Source organism: Arthrobacter sp. TJ-270, from assembly GCF_058269075.1.
In genome coordinates this window covers 221,603-247,668 of the sequence record NZ_JBZCNB010000005.1, presented here as the reverse complement: position 1 = coordinate 247,668, position 26,066 = coordinate 221,603, and the positions used below count along the sequence as shown (strand labels likewise).

General features: G+C 62.4%; 22 protein-coding genes. 13 read left to right on the top strand and 9 right to left on the bottom strand.

Annotated elements, in window-relative coordinates; genetic code table 11:
* Positions 1-101 precede the first annotated feature (101 nt).
* A complete protein-coding gene (locus tag AC4D2M_RS11790) occupies positions 102-782 on the bottom strand; it encodes a GntR family transcriptional regulator (protein ID WP_490892065.1) in 681 nt (226 codons plus the stop codon).
* Between the two features lie 122 nt (positions 783-904).
* Between AC4D2M_RS11790 and purU the strand changes: the two genes are divergently transcribed.
* From purU to AC4D2M_RS11765, 5 genes are all read left to right on the top strand, one after another.
* Positions 905-1,819, top strand: a complete 915-nt coding sequence (purU, locus tag AC4D2M_RS11785; RefSeq protein ID WP_490892064.1) for a formyltetrahydrofolate deformylase — start codon at positions 905-907, stop codon at positions 1,817-1,819.
* Between the two features lie 54 nt (positions 1,820-1,873).
* The gene (locus AC4D2M_RS11780) at positions 1,874-4,366 is read left to right on the top strand and encodes a GcvT family protein (protein ID WP_490892063.1); all 2,493 of its coding nucleotides are present in this window, start codon (positions 1,874-1,876) and stop codon (positions 4,364-4,366) included.
* Between the two features lie 121 nt (positions 4,367-4,487).
* A complete protein-coding gene (locus tag AC4D2M_RS11775; RefSeq protein WP_490892062.1) occupies positions 4,488-5,114 on the top strand; it encodes a cyclodeaminase/cyclohydrolase family protein in 627 nt (208 codons plus the stop codon).
* Complete coding sequence (locus tag AC4D2M_RS11770; RefSeq protein WP_490892061.1) at positions 5,111-5,986, top strand: bifunctional 5,10-methylenetetrahydrofolate dehydrogenase/5,10-methenyltetrahydrofolate cyclohydrolase; 876 nt, start codon at positions 5,111-5,113, stop codon at positions 5,984-5,986. The genes AC4D2M_RS11775 and AC4D2M_RS11770 overlap by 4 nt, the downstream gene beginning before the upstream one ends.
* Positions 5,983-7,791, top strand: coding sequence for an anthranilate synthase component I family protein (locus AC4D2M_RS11765; RefSeq protein ID WP_490892060.1), 1,809 nt, complete (start codon positions 5,983-5,985; stop codon positions 7,789-7,791). Before AC4D2M_RS11770 ends, AC4D2M_RS11765 begins: the two co-directional genes overlap by 4 nt.
* A gap of 26 nt (positions 7,792-7,817) precedes the next feature.
* On the opposite strand, the gene AC4D2M_RS11760 is transcribed toward AC4D2M_RS11765, so the two are convergent.
* Positions 7,818-8,468, bottom strand: a complete 651-nt coding sequence (locus AC4D2M_RS11760; protein ID WP_490892059.1) for a GntR family transcriptional regulator — start codon at positions 8,466-8,468, stop codon at positions 7,818-7,820.
* 218 nt (positions 8,469-8,686) lie between these two features.
* Between AC4D2M_RS11760 and AC4D2M_RS11755 the strand changes: the two genes are divergently transcribed.
* The 4 genes from AC4D2M_RS11755 to AC4D2M_RS11740 all read left to right on the top strand — a co-directional run bounded on the left by AC4D2M_RS11755 (position 8,687) and on the right by AC4D2M_RS11740 (position 14,298).
* Positions 8,687-9,553 carry a methylenetetrahydrofolate reductase gene (locus tag AC4D2M_RS11755; protein WP_490892058.1) on the top strand — a complete coding sequence of 289 codons (867 nt, stop codon included), beginning with the start codon at positions 8,687-8,689 and terminating at the stop codon, positions 9,551-9,553.
* A gap of 12 nt (positions 9,554-9,565) precedes the next feature.
* A complete protein-coding gene (locus tag AC4D2M_RS11750; RefSeq protein ID WP_490892057.1) occupies positions 9,566-11,899 on the top strand; it encodes an FdhF/YdeP family oxidoreductase in 2,334 nt (777 codons plus the stop codon).
* A 173-nt stretch (positions 11,900-12,072) separates the two neighbouring features.
* Complete coding sequence (locus tag AC4D2M_RS11745) at positions 12,073-13,365, top strand: molybdopterin molybdotransferase MoeA (RefSeq protein ID WP_490892056.1); 1,293 nt, start codon at positions 12,073-12,075, stop codon at positions 13,363-13,365.
* Between the two features lie 132 nt (positions 13,366-13,497).
* The gene (locus tag AC4D2M_RS11740; protein WP_490892055.1) at positions 13,498-14,298 is read left to right on the top strand and encodes an IclR family transcriptional regulator; all 801 of its coding nucleotides are present in this window, start codon (positions 13,498-13,500) and stop codon (positions 14,296-14,298) included.
* Positions 14,299-14,341: 43 nt separating this feature from the next.
* Here the strand turns inward: AC4D2M_RS11740 and AC4D2M_RS11735 are convergent, their stop codons facing one another.
* Positions 14,342-15,478, bottom strand: coding sequence for an aromatic ring-hydroxylating oxygenase subunit alpha (locus AC4D2M_RS11735; protein WP_490892054.1), 1,137 nt, complete (start codon positions 15,476-15,478; stop codon positions 14,342-14,344).
* 71 nt (positions 15,479-15,549) lie between these two features.
* On the bottom strand, positions 15,550-16,752 hold the full coding sequence (locus AC4D2M_RS11730; RefSeq protein ID WP_490892053.1) for an NAD(P)/FAD-dependent oxidoreductase: 1,203 nt from the start codon (positions 16,750-16,752) through the stop codon (positions 15,550-15,552).
* A 237-nt stretch (positions 16,753-16,989) separates the two neighbouring features.
* Between AC4D2M_RS11730 and AC4D2M_RS11725 the strand changes: the two genes are divergently transcribed.
* A complete protein-coding gene (locus AC4D2M_RS11725) occupies positions 16,990-17,340 on the top strand; it encodes a bifunctional 3-phenylpropionate/cinnamic acid dioxygenase ferredoxin subunit (RefSeq protein WP_490892052.1) in 351 nt (116 codons plus the stop codon).
* A 38-nt stretch (positions 17,341-17,378) separates the two neighbouring features.
* Positions 17,379-19,415 carry a BCCT family transporter gene (locus AC4D2M_RS11720; RefSeq protein ID WP_490892051.1) on the top strand — a complete coding sequence of 679 codons (2,037 nt, stop codon included), beginning with the start codon at positions 17,379-17,381 and terminating at the stop codon, positions 19,413-19,415.
* 79 nt (positions 19,416-19,494) lie between these two features.
* On the opposite strand, the gene AC4D2M_RS11715 is transcribed toward AC4D2M_RS11720, so the two are convergent.
* Positions 19,495-20,541 (bottom strand): NAD(P)-dependent alcohol dehydrogenase, encoded by a 1,047-nt coding sequence (locus AC4D2M_RS11715; RefSeq protein ID WP_490892050.1) that lies wholly within the window; start codon positions 20,539-20,541, stop codon positions 19,495-19,497.
* Between the two features lie 149 nt (positions 20,542-20,690).
* On the opposite strand from AC4D2M_RS11715, the gene AC4D2M_RS11710 reads away from it, so the two are divergent.
* Positions 20,691-21,242 (top strand): heme-degrading domain-containing protein, encoded by a 552-nt coding sequence (locus AC4D2M_RS11710; protein ID WP_490892049.1) that lies wholly within the window; start codon positions 20,691-20,693, stop codon positions 21,240-21,242.
* Between the two features lie 27 nt (positions 21,243-21,269).
* Here AC4D2M_RS11710 and AC4D2M_RS11705 read toward each other — a convergent pair whose 3' ends face one another.
* Together AC4D2M_RS11705 and arsB are read right to left on the bottom strand one after the other, a co-directional pair.
* Complete coding sequence (locus AC4D2M_RS11705) at positions 21,270-21,692, bottom strand: arsenate reductase ArsC (protein WP_490892048.1); 423 nt, start codon at positions 21,690-21,692, stop codon at positions 21,270-21,272.
* Between the two features lie 17 nt (positions 21,693-21,709).
* Positions 21,710-22,801, bottom strand: a complete 1,092-nt coding sequence (arsB, locus tag AC4D2M_RS11700; RefSeq protein ID WP_490892080.1) for an ACR3 family arsenite efflux transporter — start codon at positions 22,799-22,801, stop codon at positions 21,710-21,712.
* A gap of 94 nt (positions 22,802-22,895) precedes the next feature.
* Here arsB and AC4D2M_RS11695 point away from each other — a divergent pair, with 94 nt between their 5' ends.
* A complete protein-coding gene (locus AC4D2M_RS11695; protein WP_490892047.1) occupies positions 22,896-23,246 on the top strand; it encodes an ArsR/SmtB family transcription factor in 351 nt (116 codons plus the stop codon).
* An 18-nt stretch (positions 23,247-23,264) separates the two neighbouring features.
* Here the strand turns inward: AC4D2M_RS11695 and AC4D2M_RS11690 are convergent, their stop codons facing one another.
* A complete protein-coding gene (locus tag AC4D2M_RS11690) occupies positions 23,265-24,965 on the bottom strand; it encodes an amidase (protein WP_490892045.1) in 1,701 nt (566 codons plus the stop codon).
* The gene (locus AC4D2M_RS11685; RefSeq protein WP_490892044.1) at positions 24,965-26,056 is read right to left on the bottom strand and encodes an agmatine deiminase family protein; all 1,092 of its coding nucleotides are present in this window, start codon (positions 26,054-26,056) and stop codon (positions 24,965-24,967) included. The genes AC4D2M_RS11690 and AC4D2M_RS11685 overlap by 1 nt, the downstream gene beginning before the upstream one ends.
* Between the last annotated feature and the right edge of the window lie 10 nt (positions 26,057-26,066).

Sequence of the window (26,066 nt, the reverse complement as noted above, 5' to 3'; positions counted from 1 at the left end):
AGTCAGCTCTAATATCCTCTTGATATATTAGTTGTGTGGCTCAAGTATGCTATCGACGGTCGTAGCTGTCAACACCCTCTACAGACGGAGTGTGGGCCGGCCTACGCGGCGAAAAGAGCCTCGCGGACGGCATGCTCAAAACCGGTGACGTGAGCCCTGGCGAGTTCGGCGGATTTCGCCTCATCACCGCCAATGACGGCACGCAGGAGGTCCACGTGCTCGCGCACGTGATGAGACAGGTCCGGAAGCCGGTCCAGAACCATGCACCAGATGCGGGTTGCGAGGTTGTCGTAGCGGATCAGGACATCCTCCAGATGGGGATTGGCAGCCGCAGCGTATATACCCTGATGAACCCGGGCATCGAGCCGCAAGGTTTCCACGATGGACGCGGCACCGGTATCGAATTCCTCGACTGCACGCATAACTGCCCGCAGCTGTTCCCGCGAGGCTTCGGTTGCCACCCGGGCCGCCCGGGCGGCGGCAAGGGGTTCGAGCTGTGTGCGAATCTCCGAGATGAACGCGAGGTCGGTGACTTCAACCCGCGTGGCGAACGTGCCCCTCCGCGGGTAGGAAACAACGAGGCGATCCAGCTCCAGCCGCTTGAGCGCCTCACGCACCGGAGTCCGTCCCACGCCAAGATCCTTCGCGAGCTGGTCGTCATTGAGGAGGTCCCCCGGCCGGATGTTCAACATCAACAGCCGGTCTCTGATGTTCTCGTACGCTACGTCTGCCAATGACTTTCTGGCGGTCTCGTCGTCGACCGCAAGAGCCTCAAAAACCATAACGCCAACCCCTCTTATCCCGAATGGCGAGACTATTGACCCCGCCCCTCTCACCAGTATACGCTGATTGCCGAATCTAATATATCAGTATGGATTTTTGGAATATATCTAAAGGAGGAGAGATGACCCTCATGGCATCAGATTCATCCACCAGCACGCTTGCCCAGCCGGAGGCCCGCGCGGAGGAACAGACGAGGAAGTTCGTTCTCACGCTGTCGTGCGTCGAACGCGCCGGCATCGTCCAGGCGGTCACCACGTTCCTCTTTGAGCGTGGGTTCAACATCGACGAGCACCAGCAGTTCGACGACGGCCTCCGTCAGACACTGCATCTGCGCACTGCGTTCTCGGGTTCCTCCGAGTACACACCCGAAAGGCTCAACGAAGAGTTCAGCGCGATCGCAAACCGCTTCGACATGAAGTTCGGCTTTCACGACGAAACCAAGCAGCGCATCCTGGTCATGGTCTCGAAATTCGGCCACTGCCTGAATGACCTGCTCTTCCGCTGGCGCGGCGGAAGCCTCGGCGGTGACATCGTCCTTGTGGTTTCAAACCATGAGACACACCGCGCCATGGCCGATGCGGCAGGCCTTCCCTTCATCTACGTTCCGGTCACTCCAGAGACGAAGGCAGACTCCGAAGCGAGACTGCTGGAACTGGTGGACGAGTATGACATCGACCTCGTGGTGCTCGCCCGATACATGCAGGTGCTCTCCGACGATCTGTGCCGGGCCCTGGAAGGCCGGGCCATCAATATTCATCACTCGTTCCTGCCGGGCTTCAAGGGCGCACGGCCCTACCACCAGGCCTACGACCGTGGCGTGAAGCTCGTGGGGGCCACCGCGCACTATGTAACTGCGGATCTGGACGAGGGACCGATCATCGAGCAGGAAGTTATCCGGGTCGATCACAGCTACGGCCCCACTGCCCTTTCGACAGTGGGCCGGGACGCTGAAGCCCTCGCACTCTCACGCGCCGTCCGATGGCACTGTGAACACCGCGTACTGCTGGATCGAACCAGCACAGTCGTGTTCCGGTAAGCGAATCAACTGAAGCAGCAGAGTCCAAAGACTAAATCAGCAGGAGAAAAGCACATGGCATCGACGCCGCGTATTGTCATCATCGGAGCCGGAATCGTTGGCACCAATCTCGCCGACGAACTGGTCACACGGGGCTGGAACAACATCACCGTCCTGGATCAGGGACCGTTGAACATGCCCGGGGGTTCAACGTCCCACGCCCCCGGCCTTGTTTTCCAGACCAACCCCTCAAAGACCATGGCCCTCTTCGCCAAGTACACGGTGGAGAAGCTTCTGTCCCTCACCGAGGACGGCGTGAGCTGTTTCAACCAGGTGGGCGGCCTGGAAGTTGCCACCACCGAAACGCGCCTTACCGACCTGAAGCGCAAGCTGGGCTATGCGGAATCGTGGGGCATCGAAGGCAAGATCCTTACCACTGAAGAGTGCAAAGAGCTTTACCCGCTCCTCAACGAGGAAGACATCCTTGGTGGGCTTCACGTTCCCAGTGACGGACTGGCCAGCGCCGCCCGCGCCGTGCAGCTGCTGATCAAGCGCACGGAGGCCGCGGGAGTCAAGTACCTGGGCAACACCACCGTCACCGGAATCGAACAGTCCAACCGCCGGGTCACCGGCGTCGAAACGTCCGACGGCGTCATCCCGGCCGACATCGTTGTCTCCTGCGCCGGTTTCTGGGGCGCCAAAATCGGAGAGATGATCGGCATGTCCGTCCCGCTCCTCCCGCTGGCCCACCAGTACGTCAAGACCACTCCTGTGCCGGCTCAGAAGGGCAAGAACGAACTGCCTAACGGCGCCTCCCTGCCCATCCTGCGCCACCAGGACCAGGACCTGTACTACCGCGAGCACGGCGACCGCTACGGCATCGGTTCCTACGCCCACCGCCCCATGCCCGTGGACCTCGACGAGCTCGGCAACTATGAGCCGAGCACGATCAGCGAACACAACATGCCATCCCGGCTGGATTTCACGCTGGAGGACTTCCTCCCGGTCTGGGAGGCCACCAAGCAGTTGCTTCCGGCGCTGCAGGAAAGCGACATCGAGGATGGCTTCAACGGCATCTTCTCCTTCACTCCCGACGGCGGTTCCCTGGTGGGCGAGTCCAAGGAGCTGGACGGCTTCTTCGTGGCTGAAGCCGTGTGGGTAACCCACTCTGCCGGTATTGCCCGCGCTGTCGCCGAACTGCTGACCACCGGGAAGTCGGAGATTGACCTGGGCGATTGCGACATTCACCGCTTCGAGGAGATCCAGCTGACCCCCGAATACGTGAGCGAAACGTCCCAGCAGAACTTTGTGGAGATCTACGACGTCCTCCACCCTCTCCAGCCCAAGCTCTCCCCCCGCAACCTCCGGGTGAGCCCTTTCCATGCACGCCACAAGCAATTGGGCGGATACTTCCTGGAGGGCGGCGGATGGGAACGCCCCTACTGGTTCGAATCGAACGCCGAGCTGCTGAAGGAAATGCCGGACGAATGGCAGCCGCCGGCGCGCGACGCCTGGTCCGGGATGTTCAGCTCACCCATTGCCGCTGCCGAAGCCTGGAAGACCCGCACGGCAGTTGCCATGTACGACATGACTCCGCTCAAGCGCCTTGAAGTTTCCGGCCCTGGAGCCCTGAAACTGCTCCAGGAACTCACCACCGCGGAGATGAACAAGAAGCCCGGCGCAGTCACTTACACCCTATTGCTGGACGACGCCGGCGGCATCCGAAGCGACATCACGGTGGCGCGCCTGAGCGAGGACACCTTCCAGCTCGGTGCCAACGGCAACATCGATACCGCCTACTTCGAGCGTGCGGCCCGCCACCAGACTGAAGCCGGCACCGCCAGCGACTGGGTCCAGGTTCGGGACACCACCGGCGGCACCTGCTGCATCGGCCTGTGGGGTCCGCTTGCCCGTGACCTCATCGGCACCGTCAGCAGCGACGACTTCAGCAATGATGGTCTTCGCTACTTCCGTTCCAAGCAGGTAGTCATCGGCGGCGTCTCCGTCACCGCGATGCGCTTGTCCTACGTCGGCGAGCTGGGCTGGGAGCTCTACACCAGTGCGGACAACGGGCAGCGCCTCTGGGATGCGCTCTGGAAGGCCGGTCAGCCGTTCGGCGTCATCGCGGCAGGCCGGGCAGCATTCGGCTCGCTGCGTCTCGAGAAGGGCTACCGCTCGTGGGGCACCGACATGACCACTGAGCATGATCCGTTCGAAGCAGGTGTCGGATTCGCGGTGAAGATGACCAAGGAGAACTTCGTCGGGAAGGCCGCCCTCGAAGGCCGGACCGAGGACAATTCCGCCCGCCGCATGCGTTGCCTGACGGTCGACGACGGCCGCAGCATCGTGTTGGGCAAGGAACCGGTCTTCTACAAGGAGCAGGCCGTTGGCTACGTCACCAGCGCTGCGTACGGCTACACCGTCGCCAAACCGATCGCCTACGCGTACCTTCCGTCCGCAGTCTCCATCGGTGATTCTGTGGAGATTGAGTACTTCGGACGCCGCATCCCGGCGACGGTCACGGCGGATCCGCTCTACGACCCCACCATGACCAGGCTCCGCGGCTAGTAACCGCGGTCCACCAGGGCAGGCGGCCCGGCCCCATCCCTGCAAACAGGGGCCGGGCCGCCGTTGTACCCCGGCCCCTCAATCCCAGCCGAGCCGACTCGAGCTTTAGCCAGGAAGACACATGATCAGCTCAGAAACTATTAACGACTACCTCGCCAGGCTTGCCTCACGCGAACCCACGCCCGGGGGCGGCGCAGCCGCGGCCCTTCACGCGGCCCAGGCGGCCGCGCTGGTTGCGATGGTTGCCAGGTACACCACCGGCGGGAAATACGAGCAGCACGCAGAACTCGTGACCAGAGTCATCAGCGCCGCCGATGCACTGGTGACGGACGCGCTGCGCCTCTCGGACGCGGATCAACAGGCGTTCCAGGGCGTCATTGATGCCTACAAACTTCCATCCGGGACGGATGAGCTCAAGGCGGCGCGGACGGCGTCCATCCAGGAGGCACTCATCCTGGCCGCGCAAGTCCCTGCACAGCTCATCGAGCTTGCCGGCGTCATCGTAGACCTGGGCACTGAACTTCTCGAGGTCGCCAATGCCAACGTCATCAGTGACATTGCCGCAGCTGCGGATGCAGCCCGCGCAGCCGCGACCACCGCCCGAGTGAACATAGACATCAACGTGGTCGCGGTGAAAGATCCTGCGGCCCGTGCCCAGCTGGCTGAGCAGACCGATGGTCTCGAGGAGAAAATCGTCCTGGCAGCAGACTCCCTCGTGGAGCGCGTACGCGGAAGGATTCTCAGTTGAGCACCGCAATCCTCTCCGGAAAAGCACTGGCAGGTCTGATTCGGCAGAAGGCCGAGGATCAGGCGAGGACACTCGAAGCTGACGGGCTGCGCCCTACGCTGGCGGTAGTCGTGGCCACCGACGACAGCTCCACACACTGGTATGTGCGGTCCATCGAAAGGGCCGCAGAAAGCGCGGGCATCAACTGCAGGATCGTGGACCTCGGCCATGACACCACCGAACCAGTCCTGGCCTCCGTACTGAAAGACCTCAGCGCAACCCCGTCTGTACACGGCATCATCCTCCAGACACCTTTGCCTGCCGGCGTCCGGACCGACGAGCTGGTTGGTCATATTGCGCCGGAAAAGGACATCGATGGCGCAAACCCGTTGAGCCTTGGACGCCTGGCGGTAGGCCAGCCCTCTTTCGCTCCCGCGACAGCGCGTGCGGTTGTGGAGATTCTTGACCACTTCGACATCCCTGTCGCGGGCAAGAACGTCGTCGTCGTCGGCCGTTCCGCCGTGGTTGGAAAGCCGCTGTCCCTGCTGCTGCTGCAACGCGATGCCGCGGTCACTGTGTGCCACTCCCGGTCGGGGCCCCTGGAGAAATACACAAAAACGGCCGACGTCGTGGTCGTCGCAGCAGGCCGCGCCGGTCTGCTGAACGGCGACCACATCTCCACCGACGCCGTAGTGATCGACGTCGGCACAAACGTCCTTGCCGACGGCACCCTCGTGGGCGACGTCGACGATGCCAGCGTGCGCGGCACCGCCGCAGCGCTGACCCCAGTCCCGGGCGGCGTCGGTTCAGTCACTACGTCTCTGCTGCTCCTGCACACCACGGATGCCGCGCGGGAGCAGTCTCATGCATTGGTACGGGGAACTGTCGGGTGAACCGCAGCGGGCACAGCTGCTATCCGGTTGAACCCGTCGTCGTCTCCGTCGAGGGTGCGGATGAGCCCGAACGGCAGGACTTCGTTACCACGCTGAGGAAGGCGCTGGGTTACTCCTACCTGGTGCGGACGGCGGACGACCAGGATGAGCTGCACGCGCCTGGAGAATGCCCCGACATGGTTTTCGAGTCAGGGGCTGCCAAAGACCGGCGCCACGCACTGCAGATCCTCCTCGGGACCAATGGGCGCCGCGCAGCAGCCGGTACCCAAATCACGGTGATGGACCCTCTGCACCCGGATGCGGCTCTGCGCACGGCCGAAGCCATGGCTTCCCTACCCGCTCTGGACGCGGTCGCCGGTCTCGGGAAATTGCCCGTCCCCCCTCCTCTGCAATGTGTGAAGCTGTCGGAGCACCTGGACGCGGAAGCCGTCTTTCTGGAGTTGTACGGGTTGTCCAGCCACCGTGTCTGGCTGGACAGCTCGAACCCTGCGACGGACGCCACGGAAGGACGAAGCCGATTCAGCATCATGGCCGATGATTCCGGTAGCCGGGGGATGCGGGCACGGCACGAGAACGGTGTGACCACCGTCGAATCAGACGTCATCACCAGCCGGGTTCCCGGTCCCTTTTTCACCTGGTTGGACAGGAATTGGGACAATACCCAGGCCCACACTGCCGGCCTTCCCTCCGGACTGGGGTTCGCTCTTGGCTGGCTCGGCTATCTTGGATATGAACTCAAGCGTGAGTGCGGCGGCAACGCTGTGGAGTCATCCCTGCCGGATGCTTCACTGATTCGTTGCAGCCGGGCTGTGGTGTTCGACCACCAGAGACGGCACGTATATCTACTGGCGGAAGCCGGGCAGGAAGGCCGGCAATGGTGCGAAGATGCTGCACGACGCATCGGCCGCCTGCCTGACACGCCACAGCCGATCACCAGCCCTTTGCCGTCCGTGCAGTTCAGCGCAGCCGACTCCTGCCGGTCCTACCTGGAGAAGATCGCTGCATCCCAGGATGAAATCACGCAGGGGAACTCCTACGAGGTCTGCCTGACGACGCAGATTTCCAGCGACAACCACGAGAGCGTCGATTCGTGGGAGTTCTACCGGAGGCTCCGCCGCGCAAGCCCTGCCCCGTTTGCGAGTTACATACAGCTGGGATCGGTCACCATCGCGAGCTCCTCGCCGGAGCGGTTCCTCAGTATCACTGCTGACGGCCACGCGCGTGCCGAACCCATCAAGGGAACACGACGGCGTGACGCATCCCCGTCGGTTGACAGGCGCCTGAAGCGGGACCTGACGACTTCAGTAAAAGACAGGGCGGAGAACATCATGATCGTGGACCTTATGCGTAACGACCTGTCACGCCATGCCGAACCGGGAACAGTATGCGTGACACGGCTCTGCGACGTGGAGACGTACGCAACAGTGCACCAGCTGGTCAGTACCATCGAAGCAACCATCGCGCCCGGGAGGTCACGGGCGGCGGTCGTGGCAGCCGCCTATCCCCCAGGGTCAATGACGGGCGCACCCAAGATCAGCAGCATGAACATCCTCGACCGGCTCGAGCCTCAACCACGCGGCCCATACTCGGGTGTGGTTGGCTACTTCTCTCCCAACGGCGCAGCAGACCTGTCCGTCACGATCCGCAGCGCCGTATTCCAAAGATCGACCACGGGGGTCCAACGGGTGACCGTGGGCATCGGCGGAGCCATCACAGCCGATTCACACCCCGACGAGGAGCTTGCAGAAATCCATACCAAAGCCAGGGCGATCCTCGGCGTTCTTGGGGCTAACTTCCCCGAATGAGCTGATGCCGCAGGCATCCGCAAGGGCTACAGGACTGCCCTGATCAGATTCTCGAAATCGGTGACATGCTTGGTTGTCAGTCGAACTGCGGACTCGGAGTCCCCTTCGGCGATACATTCCAGCAGCTCAATGTGCTGGGCAATGTGCTCGGACACCGGCGGAAGCTTCTCCAGCACCAGGCTCCAGATCCTCGTCGCAAGGTTGTCGTACCGGGTGAGGACATCTTCGAGGTGGCGGCTTCCCGTGGCCCTGTAAATGGTCCGGTGCACGCGCATGTCCAGCCGCATCAGGTCCTTTTGCGCGTGCATTTCCGGCAGACGCTGCTCGACCTCCCGGGCGAATTCCTTCAGCTCCTGCCTGAGCTGCGGAGACGCCATCCGCGCAGCACGCGATGCTGCTGCAGGCTCCAGCAACTGGCGAATCTCGGAGATCTCAGCGAGATCGGTGATGTCCACGCCTGCGGCGAATGTGCCCCGCCGCGGATAAGCCACGACCAGATGGTCGCTCTCGAGCCGTTTCATGGCCTCCCGGATAGGCGTCCGGCCCACACCCAGGCGCCGGGAGATGACCTCATCGTTGAGCGGTTCACCGGGTTTGATGTCCAGCACGATCAGTTCGTCGCAGAGAACCCGGTAGGCATAATCGGCAAAGGATTCGCCGTCCTGCCTCGGAGGCAAGTACGAATCTTCCCCCGCGACCGCTAATTCGCCAACACTTGTCATCTTCGAAGTTCTCCTCCTGAATACGGTGAGCCTTGACTCGAAGGCTCTGCGTACATAGTATTCCCATAACTGATATATCAATACGCAACAAGCGGAATGTCACGAAACTGCCCTTGCGGGTGTCAGAGACTTACGTAAATCGGCGAAGGCCAGTTGCCCAGAAATGGAGACCGATGAGTAACCCAACGGCCGCGAGGGTGCGGCTGGAAGTTGTCCCGTCGCCAGATCTGCTCACACAACTTCCGGCGATCTTTGATATGCCGGGCTCCGTCAGTGTGACCTGCCTTCCCCACCACGGTCCCAAGCGCACTGTAGAAGCATCGGTAGACCTGGCCCGTTTGGGTTACCGCGCAATTCCCCATCTCGCGGCCCGCGGTATCGCCAGCCGGGCGCAACTGCATTCCCTGCTGACACAGTTGCAGGATGCCGGCGTCTCAGAGCTGTTTCTTGTTGCGGGCGACCGACGCACACCTGCAGGCCCGTACTCCTGGAGCGGGCACCTCCTGGAGGCAGTGAAGGAGTTCTCCCCTGGATTTTCCGCGGGCATTGCCGGCTATCCTGAAGGGCATCCTGAGCTGAGCCAGGAACAGCTGGCGCGCAACCTTGCGAGCAAGGCACCGATGGCATCCTCCCTTGTCACCCAGATGTGCTTTTCCGCGGAAGCAATCAGCCGGTATCTGCGCTCACTGCGCGAGAATGGCGTAGAACTGCCCGTATGGGTCGGGGTTCCCGGTCCCGTTTCAGTCAAGAAGCTGGCGGCAATGGGAGCGCGCCTCGGAGTCGGTCGTTCGCTCAAGCTTGCCCGTAGGACCGGCATGGCCGGTGCCTTGTGGCGACGGGGCGACTTCCTGAATTACGACAGCGGCAGGCTCGTCCGCGACGTTCACCGGAAGGTGGCGGACAATCCCCTCTTCGCCGGCTTCCACGTCTACACATTCAATGACCTCGGGCGTCTACCCAACCTCCTGAGCGGACTGCCGCAGCAGGCAACGTTGCCCCCAGGCAACACCCCCAGTCCTCTGTTTCCTGCCAAGATCTGAAGGGAAGATCTCGTGGCTTCAAAAGCTCCCAAAGAAAATATCGACGAGTCGAAGCTGACTCTCACCAAGCCCAAGTCCAAGGCTGTCGGCCTGCCCGCAGTCATGAACTCGCTGAAGATCTCCATGGATCAGATGGGCCCTCTGCGCAGCGTTCAAACGCTCTTGGCCGTCAATCAGATCGACGGTTTCGATTGCATGGGGTGCGCCTGGCCCGAACACGAAAAGCGCAACACAGCCGAATTCTGCGAGAACGGCGCAAAGGCGGTGGCCGAAGAAGCCACTCGCCGCCGCGTTACGCCCGAGTTCTTCGCCAAGCATTCCATCGCCGACCTGCGGACGCGTGACGACTACTGGCTGGGCCAGCAGGGCCGGCTGACGCACCCGATGCTTCTTGACGAGCATGCAACCCATTACAGGCCGATCGAGTGGGACGACGCCTATGAACTGATCGCCCAGGAAATAAAGGACATGGACCATCCGGATCAGGCGGTCTTCTACACCTCCGGACGGACCTCCAATGAGGCAGCCTTCCTCTACCAGCTCCTCGTGCGGGGCATCGGGACCAACAACCTCCCCGATTGCTCCAACATGTGCCACGAGTCCTCGGGATCAGCGCTCGTCGAAACTATCGGCATCGGTAAAGGTTCCGTAAGCCTGCATGACCTCGAAACCGCGTCCCTGATTTTTGTTGCCGGCCAGAACCCCGGCACCAATCACCCACGAATGCTTAGCGCACTGGAGAAGGCCAAGAAAAACGGCGCCTTCATCATTTCCGTGAATCCCCTTCCCGAAGCCGGGCTCCTTCGGTTCGAGAATCCCCAGACCGTCTCAGGCATGGTCAAAGGCACGCAACTGACCGATGACTTCCTGCAGATCCGTGCCGGCGGCGACCAGGCCCTCTTCCAGGGCCTTGGCAAGTACCTTCTCGAAGCGGAAGCCCAGGGGAGAAAGACACCCGGGCTGTCCACAGTGCTCGACCATGACTTCATCAGGAACCACACTGTCGGAATCGATGAGTACCTGCGGTTCCTGAATGAAACGCAATGGGATGACATCCTGGAAGCCACCGGACTCACCCGGGAACAGATCGAAGCCGCCGGAGAACGCCTTCTGGCGTCCAACGCGACGATCGTCTGCTGGGCCATGGGCCTCACCCAGCACAAGCATTCGGTACCCACGCTCCGGGACGTGGTCAACGTGCTGCTACTTCAGGGGAACATCGGGAAGCCCGGAGCAGGAGTCTGCCCAGTCCGAGGCCACTCGAACGTCCAGGGCGATCGGACCATGGGCATCTTCGAGAAAATGCCCGCGAAGTTCCATGACAGCCTCGACCACCGGTTCGAGTTCCTCTCACCGCGGAAGCACGGCTACGACACTGTGGCAGCGATCCGCGCCATGCGGGACGGTGACGTCCGTGTCTTCATCGGAATGGGCGGCAACTTCGTCAGGGCGGCCCCGGATTCAGAGGTCACAGAGAAGGCCTTGGCCAATACCCGTCTGAGTGTGCAGATCTCCACGAAACTTAACCATTCCCACGTGTCCACAGGCCGCCGTGCGCTGATCCTGCCCACCCTCGGACGCACCGAGAAGGATACCCAACGTTCTGGTGACCAGAGGGTGACAGTGGAAGACTCCATGAGCGCAGTCCACGCTTCGCGCGGACGCATCAAGCCCGCCAGTGAGCACCTGCACTCAGAGGTGGCCATCGTGTGCAACCTCGCCCACAAGCTGTTCGTGGACAGCGACAATCGCCCACGGTCCAACGCCCCCAGAGCCGACTGGCTCGCGATGAAGGACGACTACTCCCTCGTCCGGAAACACATCGAGGCTGTGATCGACGGATTCGAGGACTTCGAGGAGCGGATCCAGCATCCCGGGGGCTTCGTGCTTCCAAACCCTCCTCGGGACGCCAGAAAGTTCGACACAGAATCGGGCATGGCCCATTTCACCGGCAACAAGCTCGAGTTCATCAAGGTGCCCCCGGGACGCCTGATCCTCCAGACGCTACGCTCGCATGACCAGTACAACACCACCATTTACGGCAAAGACGATCGGTACCGCGGCATTCATGGAGGGCGACGCGTGGTCCTCGTCAACGAATCGGATATTGCGGAGATGGGGTTCAGGGATGGCGATCTGGTTCACCTCATTTCCGAGTTCCAGGGAACTGAGCGCCGAGCGGACAATTTCCGCATCGTTTCGTATTCGACCCCCAAGGGATGCGCAGCGGCGTACTATCCGGAAACCAATGTGCTCGTGCCGCTTGATTCTGTCGCCGACACCAGCGGTACGCCGACCTCCAAGTCAGTCGTCGTGCGGATGGAAAGGGCCGGCTCCCAGCTCTGATATGACCGGACGACTGTTCTGAGCCGGGTGCGTGCCGGATTCATGAAGGATGAGGTGTCGCGTATCCCGTGAACGGTGCTTCGGTGGCCTGAAACCTGGGGAGGTATCCTCATCGAAGCATCGCTCTCGGGAGTCGGGACAGCGCGCGTCAAGCCAGCCAGAAAGGTGCCGAAGTGCTTACTCACGAAACCCCAGGTGGTCACGCTGCCGGTTCGCCGCTGCACCGGGACCAGGCCGCAGGGTCAACCCGATCCTGGTCCGAAGCCCGCAGGATTGCCTTCGATTGTGCTTCCGCACTTCCACCCGTGAGCGTCCCCCTCGCGTCGGCTCCGGGCCGGAGGCTTACCCGAGACGTCACCGCGCGGCAGGACATACCCCACTATGCTTCCTCCGCCATGGATGGTTGGGCCGTCAACGGCAACGGTCCCTGGATACTCACTGCACAAGGACGCGCCCTGTCACCCGACGAGGCCTGCACCATTGCCACCGGTGGACTGGTTCCACCGGGCGCTCAGGCCATACTCCGCAAGGAAAGTGGCCGGCTCACGCAGAACGCTGAGGGCAAACCGCTCCTGACCCTGAACGACCGGGCGGCGCTCGGCGAGCCAGTACTCGGTCAGCACATTCGCCATGCGGCAGAAGAGGCCACAGCCGGTGAGGTGTTGATCGCCATGGATACAGTGCTGAATCCCGCGCACGTTGCCCTCGCCGCCGTAGCAGGCTACGACGAACTGCGAGTCCAGGGAAGACCGACGGTCTCGATCGTCCTGACTGGTTCAGAGGTAGTGACGTCCGGCCTCCCCGCACCGGGACGGGTCAGGGACACGCTCGGTCCCCAACTTGAGTCTGTAATCTCCCTTCTTGGAGCCACCCCCGCTATCCCGCTCAGAATCGGTGATTCCTACCGAGACTGGCTGTCGGCCCTGGGAGCTTTTGATACGCCGGCCGGGCAGCGACCGAACGTAACGATAACGACCGGCGGGACCGGCGTTTCCGAGACCGACCATTTCCGCGCCGTCGTATCCGCACTTGGCGGGAGGCTACTTCTGGACGGTGTCGCCATGCGTCCCGGTCACCCCGCTGTCCTGGCGGAACTGCCCGACGGACGCTTCCTCCTGGGCCTCCCCGGAAACCCCCTGGCTGCCATGATGGCGCTCGTCACGCTGGCAGAGCCGCTCCTGGCTGCTCTTGGCGACCGTCCTTTGAACGCACCAGTGCACATGGCATCCGGAGCTGACATTGATCCGCTCCCAGGACATACACGTCTCATTCCCTGCACCTTCATCCACGGCATGGCTGTTCCTGTTTCCCATACCGGGCCCGGCATGATGCGCGGCCTTGCCCGGGCGGAGTGTGTGATGGCAGTTCCCCCCGGCGGCACCAAGTCAGGCGGGACGGTTCCCGTGCTTCCCCTACCCTGGACACAGTCGAACGCGAACGTCCATCAGGGCGGACAATTCCGTTAGGTCACCGGACGTCCGTAGCCCCAGCGGCCGTGAACGGGCGCGCTTCAGACACGGTCTAGGATGAAGTGAATGGATATCAGGCTTGGCATTCCAGCCCTGAAGACCCGCGCTTAGACAAAGACACGAGGCATCATGGCCGCACATACCGAACCGGAAGTGGACTCAGACGCTCAAGGTGGAGGCGTCCAGTCCGTGGATCGCGCCCTCCAGATCCTGGAAATCCTCGCCCGGGAGGGAGACGCCGGAGCCAGCGAAATCGCTGAAGAGATGGGCGTGCACAAATCCACAGTTTCCAGGCTCGTGGGCTCTCTCGTGAATCGTGAACTGGTCCGGCAGAACAGCGAACGGGGCAAGTACCAGCTGGGCTTTGGAATTCTGCGATTGGCATCGTCAATCCCCGGGAGGCTGAGCATCGTGCAACAGGCCCGGGAAGTACTGGAGGGCCTGGCCGAGGAATTCAAGGAAACTGTGAACCTGGCCGTCCTGCGATCGGGATACGCCGTGAACGTCGACCAGGCCATGGGTCCGTCCACTCTTGCGACTTATGACTGGGTGGGCAGCCTGACCCCTCTGCACGCCACGTCAAGCGGGAAGGTGCTGCTCGCTGCCGTTTCCACCGATGAGAGGGATGCGATCCTCAAGGGCATCGGCCTGCCTGCCCGCACCCCGAAAACCATAACGAATCGAGCACAACTCGAGAAGGAGCTGTTGGAGGTCTCGCACCAAGGCTACGCAGTGGTCCACGAGGAATATGAGATCGGCCTGACTGCCATAGCCGTTCCCATCTATAACCATGAGGGGAATGTCATCGCGTCGGTCAGCATCTCCGGTCCCGCGTTCCGGTTCGCTCCCGAAGATGACCCTGCACTCATAGAGCACCTTCGCGAGGCGGGCATGGCGATCAGCGCCAGAATGGGCTACCGACGCCAATGAGCCCAGCCGTAGGGCCGGGCTCGTCAGCGGGTTATCCGTCGAGTTACCTAATCGGAACGACGTCCCCTACCGTCTCCTGAATCCAGTCATGGAAAGCACCGATGTGGTGTTCACTTGGCACCAGCACACCGCCCTTGGCATAGACCTTCGATCCCATGGCAGGCTGGCAACGCTCGCAGGCGTCGAAGTCCTGCTGGTTGACGCGGTGGAACAGCTCCACCGAGGCGGAGACGTCCTTGCCGCTTTCCACCACGCTGGGCAGGTACAGCCAGTCACATTCGACGATGGTGTGGTCTACTGCCATGGGGAACATGCGGTGGATGATGACGTGGTCGGGAACGAGGTTCACGAACACTGTTGGCTTGATGGTGATGGCGTAGTAGCGGCGGTCCTGGTCCTCCGCGACGCCCGGGATCACGTCGAGGCCCTCGGAACCGTCGACAGTGAAGCCTTTGACATCTTCGCCGAACTCGGCGCCGTGTCCCACGAAGTACTGCGCAGCAAGGCCGTCGGCGAACTCGGGGAGAACTTCGGTGAGTTCAGGGTGGATGGTGGCGCAGTGGTAGCACTCCATGAAGTTCTCAATGATGAGCTTCCAGTTCGCCTTGACGTCGTACTTGATCCGGCGTCCGAGGCTGAGGTTCGCCACGTCGTAGCCGTCGATAGCGTGCACGCTCCCGAGCCGCTCCTCAATAGCTCCCATGACATCTTCCTCAAACGACGGCGGCTCGTCAGCGAGGCAGACCCAGACATAACCGAGGTATTCACGAATGTGAACCTTGGCCAGGCCGTATTCGTCGCGGTCGATGTCCGGCATCTTGGTGAGGTTAGGGGCTGCAATCAGCTTGCCTTCGAAATCATAGGTCCAGGCGTGGTAAGGGCACTGGAAGTTGCGGGCCGCTTCGCCCTGCTCCTCCATGCACAGCTTCACACCACGGTGCCGACAAATGTTGTAGAACGCGCGGATCTGCCCTTTACGGGTGCGTGAAATCAACACACTCTCGCGACCAACCTGCACTGTCCGCCAGGCGCCGGCCTTGTCCAGGTCAGCGGACCGAATTGCGCAGAACCACATCTGCTCGAAGATGCGCTCCTGCTCAGCACGGAATACCGCTCCATCCACGTAAGTCGAGCCCGGCAGCGTGGGGATAAGGCTCGGAGTGGTTACCTCAGTGGTCAATTGTTCCTCCTCAGAACTGAGTTGCCGTGTTGCTTTCAAGCTTGTGAAAACGAAAGGTGCGTTGCCTGGGCCTAGGATGCCGCTCTGGACACAAGCTTGGCCGGCGCTGGTTTCGCACCCGCGATGCCGATGCTCCGGCGCCACCGCGTGAACAGTCGCGGTTGGTTCATGCCAAGCACTGCCACGGGGGTCTCACCCCGGTAGTAGACGGCCAGGAAGCTGTGTTCCTGCGGGTCGCCTGCTTCAACCTCGAGCCGGTCGTAACCTGCCGAGTGGCCGGCGAACTGAATCTTCACGCCGTGCTGGTCGGACCAGAAATAAGGCGGCTTCAGAGGTTGCTGCGGAGCGTCCTTGTCAATCAGTGCCTGAACTGCCAGAGCGGCGCGCTCCAGGGCGCCGGTCCAGTGCTCAACCCGACGGTTCCTGCCCAGCCCTTCATCAAACCATGCTGCACAATCTCCGACGGCGACGATGCCCGGGATATTTGTCCGACCCATGGCATCGCACAGCACGCCGTCGCACAGCTCGATCCCCGAGCCTTCGAGCCATTCAACGTTGGGCTCGGCACCGATCCCGACCACAACAACGTTGGTTGGCAGCCGGCGTCCATCGGCCAGGGACAGCCCTGTTACCTCTCCATCAGCTGTGTCAAACTGCTCGATCCCGACTCCACAGACCAGGCTCACTCCGTTGGAGGTGTGAAGGCTGGCTACCGCGGCACCCATGTCAGAGCCCAGCTGAGCGGTGAAGGGAACGGGGTTGTTGTTGATCATGGTGACGTCCATACCGCGGGCTGCGGCCGCGGAGGCGGCCTCGGCACCGATGAATCCGGCGCCGATAACTATCATCCGGTCGCCTGCGATCAACTTCGGTGCGAGGCGTTCCGCGTCCGCAATGGTCCGCAGGTAAAAGACGTTCTCCATGCCCTCCAACGCCGGAAGCTTGCGGCATCGGGCACCGGTGGCAATGACGATGCGGTCAGCCGCAACTGACCGTCCATCCGCCAATCGGATGGTCAGGCTCGCGGTGTCCAGCCCGACTGCCCCTACGCCAAGAATCCATTCTGCGTCCAGTCCGTCCCCGTCCGTCTCAAGGAAAAGGTCTTGAGTGGTAATCGTGCCGAGGAGGAAATCTTTGGAAAGCGGGGGCCTGTCATACGGACGGTGATGCTCATCGCCAATGATGACCAAACGTCCGGTGAAACCTTGAGCGCGGGCGGCCCGGGCTGCAGAGAGCCCTGCCAGAGAAGCCCCCACGACCACGAGAGTCTTCATATCTTGTCCTTCTTCGGAATTGCCTTCAGCGCAACAGAAAGCGCGATATGCAACAGAGTGACCTAGAACACTCTCGGTGTCAATATGTAACGAACGCATGACGGCAACCCTTGACATTGCATGTGACCAGGAGCACTCTGTTGCTTAGCGTGCGCTTCGTTGACTACTGCGGAACACTGGAGAAGCCAGGAGCGTGCGATATCGAATCTGATCCCCCCAAGCACGAAGAGGTGCGAAATGCATAAGGCCTGCCCGCTCAGTGAACTCGCTCCCGGGGAGGCGCTCAGGCTCGACACAGCTCCGCCAATCGCGGTCTTTCACACTGAGGACGGCGAGATCTTCGCCATTGACGACACGTGCACGCATCAGGACGCGTCGCTGGCTGATGGCTACGTGGAGGACTGCTGGGTCGAGTGCCCCCTTCACGCATCCAGGTTCAACCTCAGTACTGGAGGCGTGGATGCGCCGCCGGCGAAGTTGCCGGTCCGCAAGCACGAAGTACAAATCGTCGACGGAAACATCATGGTCATCGAATCGGAGGAAGCCCCCAATCTTCCGCCCGGTCTAACACCCCAAGGCCATGTCTAAGGCGAAAGCCCCTGACTCGCCGAGCAAAGGATCCGCTCATGGCTACAAACAGTGAAGTAAAACCCCTACCCCCAGAGGAGTTGCCTGCCGACAAGGGTGGGGCTGACGCTCCCCTAAGAAACAGACCCGGGAGTACCCGCCGCTCCGTTCCCGCGGATGAAGTCTCCCCCGCCCTGGGCTCGGAGAACGGAAGCCCGGCGAGCGCACCGGAATCAGAGGAATACGAGCAGATCCTCGACGAACTCCGCCACGCTAAGACAGATCAGGCGGTCACCGCGCGCAGGAGCCGAAACCTCACCCTCGACAAGACCATTTTCGGAATTACGGGCGTCCTGGCGGTCGCCTTCGTGATCTGGGGCTTTGTCGGCAAGGAGAGCCTCTCCTCCACCTCGCTGACCGCGCTGGACTGGGTGATGGAATATACGGGCTGGCTCTTTATGGTCCTGGCCTCGCTCTTCGTTGTCTTCGTCCTCTGGCTGGCACTCGGCAAGTTCGGAAACATTCCTCTCGGCAAAGACGGCGAGAAGCCTGAGTTCCGGACAGTTTCATGGATCTCCATGATGTTCGCCGCCGGCATGGGTATTGGCCTCATGTTCTATGGAGTTGCCGAACCCCTCTACCACTATGTTTCTCCCCCGCCCGGGACGGTGGACGGAAGCACTCCTGCAGCCATTCAAACAGCAATGGCTACTTCGATCTTCCACTGGACGCTTCACCCCTGGGCTATGTACGCGGTCGTCGGGATCGCAATGGCCTATGGCACCTTCCGTCTGGGACGCAAGCAGCTGATCTCCGCGGCGTTTACTTCCCTGTTTGGCATCCGGACAGTCGAAGGACCGGCAGGTAAGTTCATCAACATTCTGGCTATCTTCGCCACTCTCTTCGGCACGGCAGCCTCCCTGGGACTGGGCGCACTGCAGATCGGTAGCGGCCTCACCTCCAACGGCTGGTTCGGCGAGATAGGGACGCCGGTCCTCGTTGCTATTGTCGCCATTCTGACCGCCTGCTTCGTTGCATCAGCCGTCTCAGGTATCAGCCGTGGCATCCAGTGGCTATCCAACATCAACATGGTCTTGGCAGTCGTCCTCGCCGCAATCGTCTTCATCGCCGGACCGACCCTGTTCATCCTGAACCTAATTCCGTCAGCGGTCGGCGACTACGCCCGCGACCTTGCGGAGATGTCCTCGCGCACGGAAGCCGTAGGCGACGAATCACTGCGTGCCTGGATGTCCGGCTGGACCATCTTCTACTGGGCATGGTGGATCTCCTGGACGCCCTTCGTCGGTATGTTCATTGCCCGCATCAGCCGCGGTCGCACGATCCGCCAGTTTGTTACAGGCGTCCTGCTGGTTCCCAGCGTTGTGAGTGTTATCTGGTTCGGAATCTTCGGCGGAACGGCTTTCCATCTCCAGCGCGAAGCGGACGCAGCGAATACTCCCGGGCTGGTTACCGTTACGGATGGCGTCCCCACGATTGACTTCGACGGAGCGCTCTTCGACCTGGTGAAGCAGTTGTCTTTGCCGGCTTGGCTTACCGTCGGAGTGATTGCTCTGGCCATGGTGCTGGTTGGAATCTTCTTCGTCACCGGAGCGGATTCGGCGTCGCTGGTTATGTCGTCGCTCAGTTCCAACGGCTCCTCTGATCCGAAGCGTGGACTGGTGGTCTTCTGGGGCACGCTCACCGGAGCAGTCGCGGCCGTTATGTTGCTGGCCGGCGGTAATGAACCCTCGGAGGCACTCTCAGGACTACAGAGAATTACAATCGTGGCTGCGTTGCCGTTCGTCCTGGTCATGCTCTTGTTGTGCTTCGCCCTCGTCAAGGATCTGCGTCGTGACCCACTGTCGTTGCGTCGGCGTCTGGCCGATTCAGTGATGGAACGCGCAATCCGCACCGGGGTGGAACAACACCGAGGCGTCCAGTTCGATTTCGTCACGAAGCACGAGTGTGGCGACACTTGCCAGGGCTCTGATTGCCCAAGCAACACCGTCACCGATCACAACACCGCAACCAATAACACGGTGACGAACAACACCGTGAGCGAAAAGCCTCCGGTGCAGAGCGAGACTCTCCGGTAGCGGATCCGGGATCTCGTAGACCGAAAGCGGCAGGTTCGAGCGATAATTACTCGAACCTGCCGCTTTCGGTCGAATATGCCTAGTTGAAGGTCGAGGCGTCGATGACGAAGCGGTACCGCACGTCGGAAACCAGCACACGTTCATAGGCCTCGTTGATCTTCTCGGCCGGGATCACCTCGATCTCGGCACCAAGGTTGTGCTCGGCGCAGAAGTCGAGCATCTCCTGAGTCTCCCGGATGCCACCGATCATCGATCCGGCGAAGGACCTCCGCCCGCCGATCAGCGCAAACGCCTGAACGGGAAGGGGCTCGGCCGGAGCACCAACGTTGACCAGCGCACCGTCGAGGCTCAGCAGTCCGAGGTAGGCGCTGATATCCAGTGACGCACTGACCGTGTTGATGATCAGGTCAAAGGAACCTGCCAGCTCGGTGAACGTGTTCTCGTCGCTGGTGGCGTAGTAGGAGTCGGCGCCGAGACGGAGGCCGTCTTCCTGCTTCTTCAGGGACTGCGATAGAACCGTCACTTCCGCTCCCATGGCATGGGCAAGCTTCACGGCCATATGGCCGAGCCCGCCGAGACCGACGACGGCAACCTTCTTCCCCGGTCCGGCACCCCAGTGCCGCAGGGGCGAGAAAGTGGTGATGCCCGCGCACAGAAGCGGTGCGGCGGCGTCGAGCTCGATGCCTTCGGGAATGCGGACAACGAAGTCCTCGGTCACCACAATGTGGGTGGAGTAGCCGCCCTGCGTGATGGTGCCGTCGCGGTCGACAGCGCCGTAGGTGCCAACGTTGCCGTTGAGGCAATACTGCTCCTCGCCGGCCTGGCAGTTTTTGCATTCGCGGCAGGAGTTGACCATGCAGCCGACTCCCACGCGGTCGCCTACGGCGTGTTTGGTGACGTTGGAGCCGACTTCGGTGACGATGCCGGCAATCTCGTGGCCGGGCGCCAATGGGAACTGCTGCGGACCCCAGTCTCCGCGGACAGTGTGAATGTCCGAGTGGCAGATGCCTGCGAACTTGATGTCAATCAAGACGTCGTCCGGGCCGACGTCCCGGCGTTCGATGGTTGTGGGGATGAGGTCCTCTGTGGCCGACGGCGCGGCGTAGGCGGAAACAGTGGTGGGCATAGGTAACTCCTGAGCATCGTGTTGACGTGCAACGTTTCAGGGCTAAGCAACGTCGGCCGGTGGAGTCGTATTCCCCATGGGATGGGCAGTGGGGAACACCACTCCGCTAGGCTCGGAACTGAGGCCCTGTTGCCAAGGAGAGACGCTACGTGACTGAAAACCCGAATTCTGCAGCTGAGTTTGACCCGGATGCGTCCGGTGCACAGTCCCAGTCCGCCCTTGAGGCGTTCATCGGGCGCATCGAGAATGAAGTCGACAAACTTCAGCTGGCGCGGTTCAGCCAGGAGGATGCCCTGGCGCTTGGACTGCTGCTCGTCGAACTTGCGACGGAACGGGAGCTGCCGGTCGCCGTCGACATCCGGCGGGGAACACACGTGCTGTTCCATGTGTCCCTACCGGGCGCCACACCGGATAACGACATCTGGGTGGAGAAGAAGTCCCGTACGGCTGAACGCTACGGTGTGCCGTCCCTGCTGGTTGGCCTGCGCGGACGGCTGGGAGGCGGCCGGTTGGAGGACAACGCCTGGTTCGACGAGTCGGCGTACGCTGCACACGGCGGCGCCTTCCCCGTGTATGTGCGCGGAACGGGACCTGTCGCAGTCGTCACGGTTTCCGGCCTTCCCCAAGTGGCGGACCACGAACTGGTGGTCGAGGCACTCACGAAGTTCAGCCGGCGCAAGAAGAAGGCCGTCCCGGCGTAGTCTCTGCCTCCGGTCGCTCCCCCGGCCCTATCCGGCCGCAGGCGTCAGCGACTCGATGAGCCCTTCGATGCGGCCCCGGATCTCGTCACGGATGGGCCGTACCGACTCCACGCCCTTGCCCGCGGGGTCCTCGAGCACCCAATCCTCGTAACGCTTTCCGGGGAAGTACGGGCACTCGTCGCCGCAGCCCATGGTGATCACCACATCTGATTCCTGCACGGCCTCGGTGGTGAGGACTTTGGGTATTTCGTTACCCATGTCGATCCCGACCTCTGCCATGGCCTCCACGGCGGAAGGATTGATCTTTTCAGCCGGCTGGGAACCTGCCGAGCGCACCTCAATAGCACCCTTCGACAGGGTGGTGAGGAAGGCTGCGGCCATTTGCGAACGGCCCGCGTTGTGGACGCAGACGAACAGGACGGAAGGCTTCTTGGTGGTTTCAGTAGTCATAGGAGCTCCTGCGGAAATTACGCGGACAGAGAAGTTGGAGTGAAGAAGCGTTTCTGTGCCCAGAGGGCGACATAGACGAGCGCAACGAGGACGGGCACCTCAATCAACGGTCCGACGACGCCGGCGAGCGCCTGCCCGGACGTGACCCCGAAGGTGCCGATCGCCACCGCGATGGCCAGTTCGAAGTTGTTTCCTGCGGCCGTGAACGCCAGCGTGGTCGTCCTCGCATAGCCGAGGCCGAGCCACTTGCCGGTCAGCATACCGGCGGTGAAAACCACCAGGAAATAGACAAGCAGCGGCAGAGCGATGCGGGCGACGTCGAGCGGGCGGGCGGTGATGGTCTCGCCCTGGAGTGCGAAGAGCAGCGCGATCGTGAACAGCAGTCCGTACAGCGCCCAGGGGCCGAGTTTGGGCAGGAGCGTGTTCTCATACCAGTCCCTGCCCTTCGCCTTTTCGCCGATCGTCCGGGTCAGGAAGCCTGCCAACAGGGGTATACCCAGGAAGATCAGGACGGAGACCGTGATTGCCCAGAAGGAGAAGTCGGCACTGGTGGTCGATAATCCGAGCCAGGACGGCAGGACCTGGAGGTAGAACCAGCCGAGCGCACCGAAAGCAAACACCTGGAAAACGGAGTTGATGAAGACCAGCACTGCCGCTGCCTCGCGGTCACCGCAGGCGAGGTCGTTCCAGATCATCACCATGGCGATGCAGCGGGCAAGACCGACAATGATGAGGCCGGTACGGTATTCAGGCAGGTCCGGCAGGAAGATCCACGCCAGAGCGAACATGAAGGCCGGGGCCAGAAGCCAGTTCAGTGCCAGCGACGCCGCCATGAGCTTGCGGTCGGCGATCACCCGGTGCGTCTGGTCGAAGCGGACCTTGGCCAGGACCGGATACATCATCACCAGAAGTCCGACGGCGATGGGCAGGGAGACTTCACCGACCTTCAATGCGTCCAGTGCAGTATTGAGCCCGGGTATCAGCGCACCCAGAACGAGTCCGAGGACCATGGCGGCGATGATCCACACGGGAAGGAACCGGTCGAGGGTGGAGAGCTTGCCGACGACGGCGGTTTGCGCGCCTTCCGGGGGCAAGCGGGCAGTCTGGATACTCACACGGCTCCTGCGAGATAGATTGATGGGGATCGATATGAATACCACCAGCTATATCGATCGTTGTCAATCCACGGTGCATAATGGGTTCATGAACACTGCGCAAACCCTCGAACCGACCACGGATGCTTCCTGCTGCCTCCCGTCGGATCAGCCGTCGCTGAGCGTTGAGGACGCCCAGCAGCGGGCCGCCATGTTCAAGGCCCTCGCAGACCCGAACCGGTTGCGGTTGCTTTCCATCGTGAAGGCTGGTGAGTCAGGTGAGGCCTGTGTGTGCGACTTGACTGAGCCCCTGGACCTTGGCCAGCCGACCGTCTCCCACCACCTGAAAATCCTCGTGGAGGCCGGTCTGCTGCACCGTGAAAAGCGCGGCACCTGGGCCTACTACTCGCTTGTTCCCGGTGCGCTCGACAAGGTCGCCGGGCTCGTCACCACGCTCTGACGGGCCTTGCTTTCTGCCTTACAGCGCCGGTGTCCGCGGTGGAGCGACCCGCCGGAACCCTGTCGCTTCGAACGCAGCCGCCAGGCGCAGCAGATCGTTGTCGGTGTAAGCACGTCCCGCGAACGTCAGGCCCACGGGCATACCGATGTCGGACATGACTCCCATCGGTACGGTGACCGTCGGAATGCCGAGATGACGCGGCACCAGGTTGCCGTTGGACACCCATGCCCCGTTCCGCCAGGCGAGGTCCGCGGAGGCGACATTCGTGTCGCAGTCAGCAGGGCCGACGTCGGCCGCTGCCGGGAAGATGACGGCATCCAGTCCGTTCTCATCCATCCATCCGTGCAGATCCACGCGGCGGGTCTCCTCCAGGCCTCGAAGCCCCTCCTCCAGGTGCGGGATGTCCGTCATCTGGCCGGCTCCGCGCTCGCGAATGAATCCGGGGTATTCGGCGATGTCGTCGTCGAACCCGGTATACCGGTCCGGCAACGCGCCGGCTGGCGCGGGGAAGATGGTGGCGCCGTCGACGTCGGCGAGCGAGGACTGTTGCGGGTCATCGTTCGCCTGCAGGAAGTCTTCCCATGCCCAGGCGGACAGGTCCACGATCTCGCGTTTGAGGTACTCAGGGCTCACGAGTCCGCGCGTGCTGATCGTCGGTGCTCCCGGCCGGTCGCCCTCGTAGTTGGACACAACGGGGAAGTCGACCTCGACCACCTCCGCGCCTGCGTTCTCCAGGTCCCGCCGGGCTGCTTCCCAGAGCGCGATCACCGACGGGCGGGTCTCGATCCGCCGGCCCGTGGGGCCGCCAATTCCGGGCAAGTCTGCGGTACCGGCGTCGGGATCCCGGTTGATGTACATGCGCGGCACACCGAAGCGCTTCCCCTTCAACGCGGCAGCGCCCGCTGCCAATGACCGGTACGACGACGGACGCACCTCCGAAGCGGGCGGGATGGGAATCCAGGGCTGGACACGCCAGAAGTCGCCGCGGGTCTCGGCGTCGTCCGCGACGATGATGTCGAGGACTTCCAGCAAATCCGCCATGGTGCGGGCATGGGGAACGACGACGTCCATGGTGGGCACCAGCGGCCAGTTCCCGCGGACGGAGATCACCCCGCGCGAGGGCGTGTAGGCACACAGCCCGTTGTTCGACGCCGGAGCACGCCCCGAGGACCACGTCTCCTCGGCCAGGCCGAAGGCTGCGAAACTGGCGGCCGTCGCTGTCCCGGAACCGTTCGAGGAACCGGAGGCAAACGCAGCGGTCAGGTAGTCGGCGTTGTAGGGGCTTTCCGCGCGCCCGTAGACGCCGCGCTGCATCCCGCCGTTCGCCATGGGCGGCATGTTGGTGAGCCCGAGCAGGATGGCGCCGGCGCGGCGGAGCCGTTCAATGGTGAAAGCGTCCTGCTGTGCGATCAGCCCCTGGAATGCCGGTGACCCGGCGGCGACGGTGAGGCCCTTGGCCTGGTAGCTGTCCTTCGCCGTGTACGGGACACCGTCCAGTGGGCTCAAGGTCTCCCCACGGGATCTGCGGGCATCCGAGGCACGCGCTTCCTCCAGCGCGTCAGGGTTCATCACGATCACGGAGTTGAGCCGGATGCCCGCATGATCGTAGACGGCGATGCGATTGAGGTAGGCCTCGACAAGTTCCTCGCTGGTCACCTGACCGGTCTCAAACGCTTCGCGGAGGTCCGCTATGCCTGCTTCGACGACGTCGAACCCCATTACCGCTCCCCCTCACCGGTGCTGACGGAAGACTCAGTACGCGGCGCGGGCTGCTGCTGCGTGATGCAGTGGATGCCGCCGCCGAAGGAGAAGATGTCGCGGGCGTCGACCAGTTCGATGGTGCGTCCCGGGTAGGCGCGGCCGAGGATGTCCGCCGCAACGGCGTCGTTCGCGTCATCGAAGGAACAGAGGATCACTGCGTCATTCGCTACGTAGTGGTTGATGTAGGAGTAATCGACGAAACCGTCGTCATCGGTAATAACGGTGGGCGCCGGGACATCGATAATCGCCAGTGGCCGGCCGGCGGCGTCGACCGCTTTCTCGAGCTCGGAGCGCAGGAAGCGGGTCACTTCATAGTCGGGGTGCGCGCGGTTGTCCTGACGGTGCAGGAGCACCGCGCCCGACGGCGTGAACGCGGCGACAATGTCCACGTGGCCGCGGGTGCCGAACTCCTCGTAGTCGCGGCTGAGGCCGCGCGACAGCCAGATGGCGTGCCGGGTGCCCAGCCGGGCATGCAACTCGGCTTCGACCGAGTCCCTGGTGGCCCCCGGATTGCGTCCGGGATCGAGCTGCACGGTCTCGGTGAGCAGGACCGTTCCGCGACCGTCGATGTGGAACCCGCCCCCCTCATTCACGAGCGGGCTGTCATCGACCGGAATACCGGCATGCGTGCCGACGGACCTTCCGACGTGCTGGTCCTTCTCCCAGGCCGCCCAGTGCTGAGCGCCCCAGCCGTTGAAGACCCAGTTGACGGCGCCGACGGACCCGTCCGCCCGATGGATGAACGTGGGCCCAGAGTCGCGGAGCCACGCGTCGTCGAGCTCGCTTTCCCGGACGGTGATGCCCTCACCGAGCATGGCGCGTGCCTGTTCGACGCCGGCGGGATCGGCGAGCACCGTCACGGGCTCGTAGCGGGCGATCGTCCGGGCGACGCGGGACCATGCCTCCCGCGCCCAGCCCAGGCTCTCGCTGCCGGGCGCTCCGAACGTTTCATTGGCAGGCGGGAACGCCATCCACGTGCGGTCATGCCGCTCCCACTCGGCGGGCATCACCGTGGTTGTTGTCATGGTGGTCAAAGTATTGGTTTTCATTGTGTTGCCC

What these genes read in the sequence shown, in the direction of transcription:
- AC4D2M_RS11790 (WP_490892065.1), bottom strand. Translation starts at nt 782, where the DNA reads ATGGTTTTTGAGGCTCTTGCGGTCGACGACGAGACCGCCAGAAAGTCA.
- purU (WP_490892064.1), top strand. Translation starts at nt 905, where the DNA reads ATGACCCTCATGGCATCAGATTCATCCACCAGCACGCTTGCCCAGCCG.
- AC4D2M_RS11780 (WP_490892063.1), top strand. Translation starts at nt 1,874, where the DNA reads ATGGCATCGACGCCGCGTATTGTCATCATCGGAGCCGGAATCGTTGGC.
- AC4D2M_RS11775 (WP_490892062.1), top strand. Translation starts at nt 4,488, where the DNA reads ATGATCAGCTCAGAAACTATTAACGACTACCTCGCCAGGCTTGCCTCA.
- AC4D2M_RS11755 (WP_490892058.1), top strand. Translation starts at nt 8,687, where the DNA reads ATGAGTAACCCAACGGCCGCGAGGGTGCGGCTGGAAGTTGTCCCGTCG.
- AC4D2M_RS11740 (WP_490892055.1), top strand. Translation starts at nt 13,498, where the DNA reads ATGGCCGCACATACCGAACCGGAAGTGGACTCAGACGCTCAAGGTGGA.
- AC4D2M_RS11730 (WP_490892053.1), bottom strand. Translation starts at nt 16,752, where the DNA reads ATGAAGACTCTCGTGGTCGTGGGGGCTTCTCTGGCAGGGCTCTCTGCA.
- AC4D2M_RS11725 (WP_490892052.1), top strand. Translation starts at nt 16,990, where the DNA reads ATGCATAAGGCCTGCCCGCTCAGTGAACTCGCTCCCGGGGAGGCGCTC.
- AC4D2M_RS11720 (WP_490892051.1), top strand. Translation starts at nt 17,379, where the DNA reads ATGGCTACAAACAGTGAAGTAAAACCCCTACCCCCAGAGGAGTTGCCT.
- AC4D2M_RS11715 (WP_490892050.1), bottom strand. Translation starts at nt 20,541, where the DNA reads ATGCCCACCACTGTTTCCGCCTACGCCGCGCCGTCGGCCACAGAGGAC.
- AC4D2M_RS11705 (WP_490892048.1), bottom strand. Translation starts at nt 21,692, where the DNA reads ATGACTACTGAAACCACCAAGAAGCCTTCCGTCCTGTTCGTCTGCGTC.
- AC4D2M_RS11695 (WP_490892047.1), top strand. Translation starts at nt 22,896, where the DNA reads ATGAACACTGCGCAAACCCTCGAACCGACCACGGATGCTTCCTGCTGC.
- AC4D2M_RS11690 (WP_490892045.1), bottom strand. Translation starts at nt 24,965, where the DNA reads ATGGGGTTCGACGTCGTCGAAGCAGGCATAGCGGACCTCCGCGAAGCG.
- AC4D2M_RS11685 (WP_490892044.1), bottom strand. Translation starts at nt 26,056, where the DNA reads ATGAAAACCAATACTTTGACCACCATGACAACAACCACGGTGATGCCC.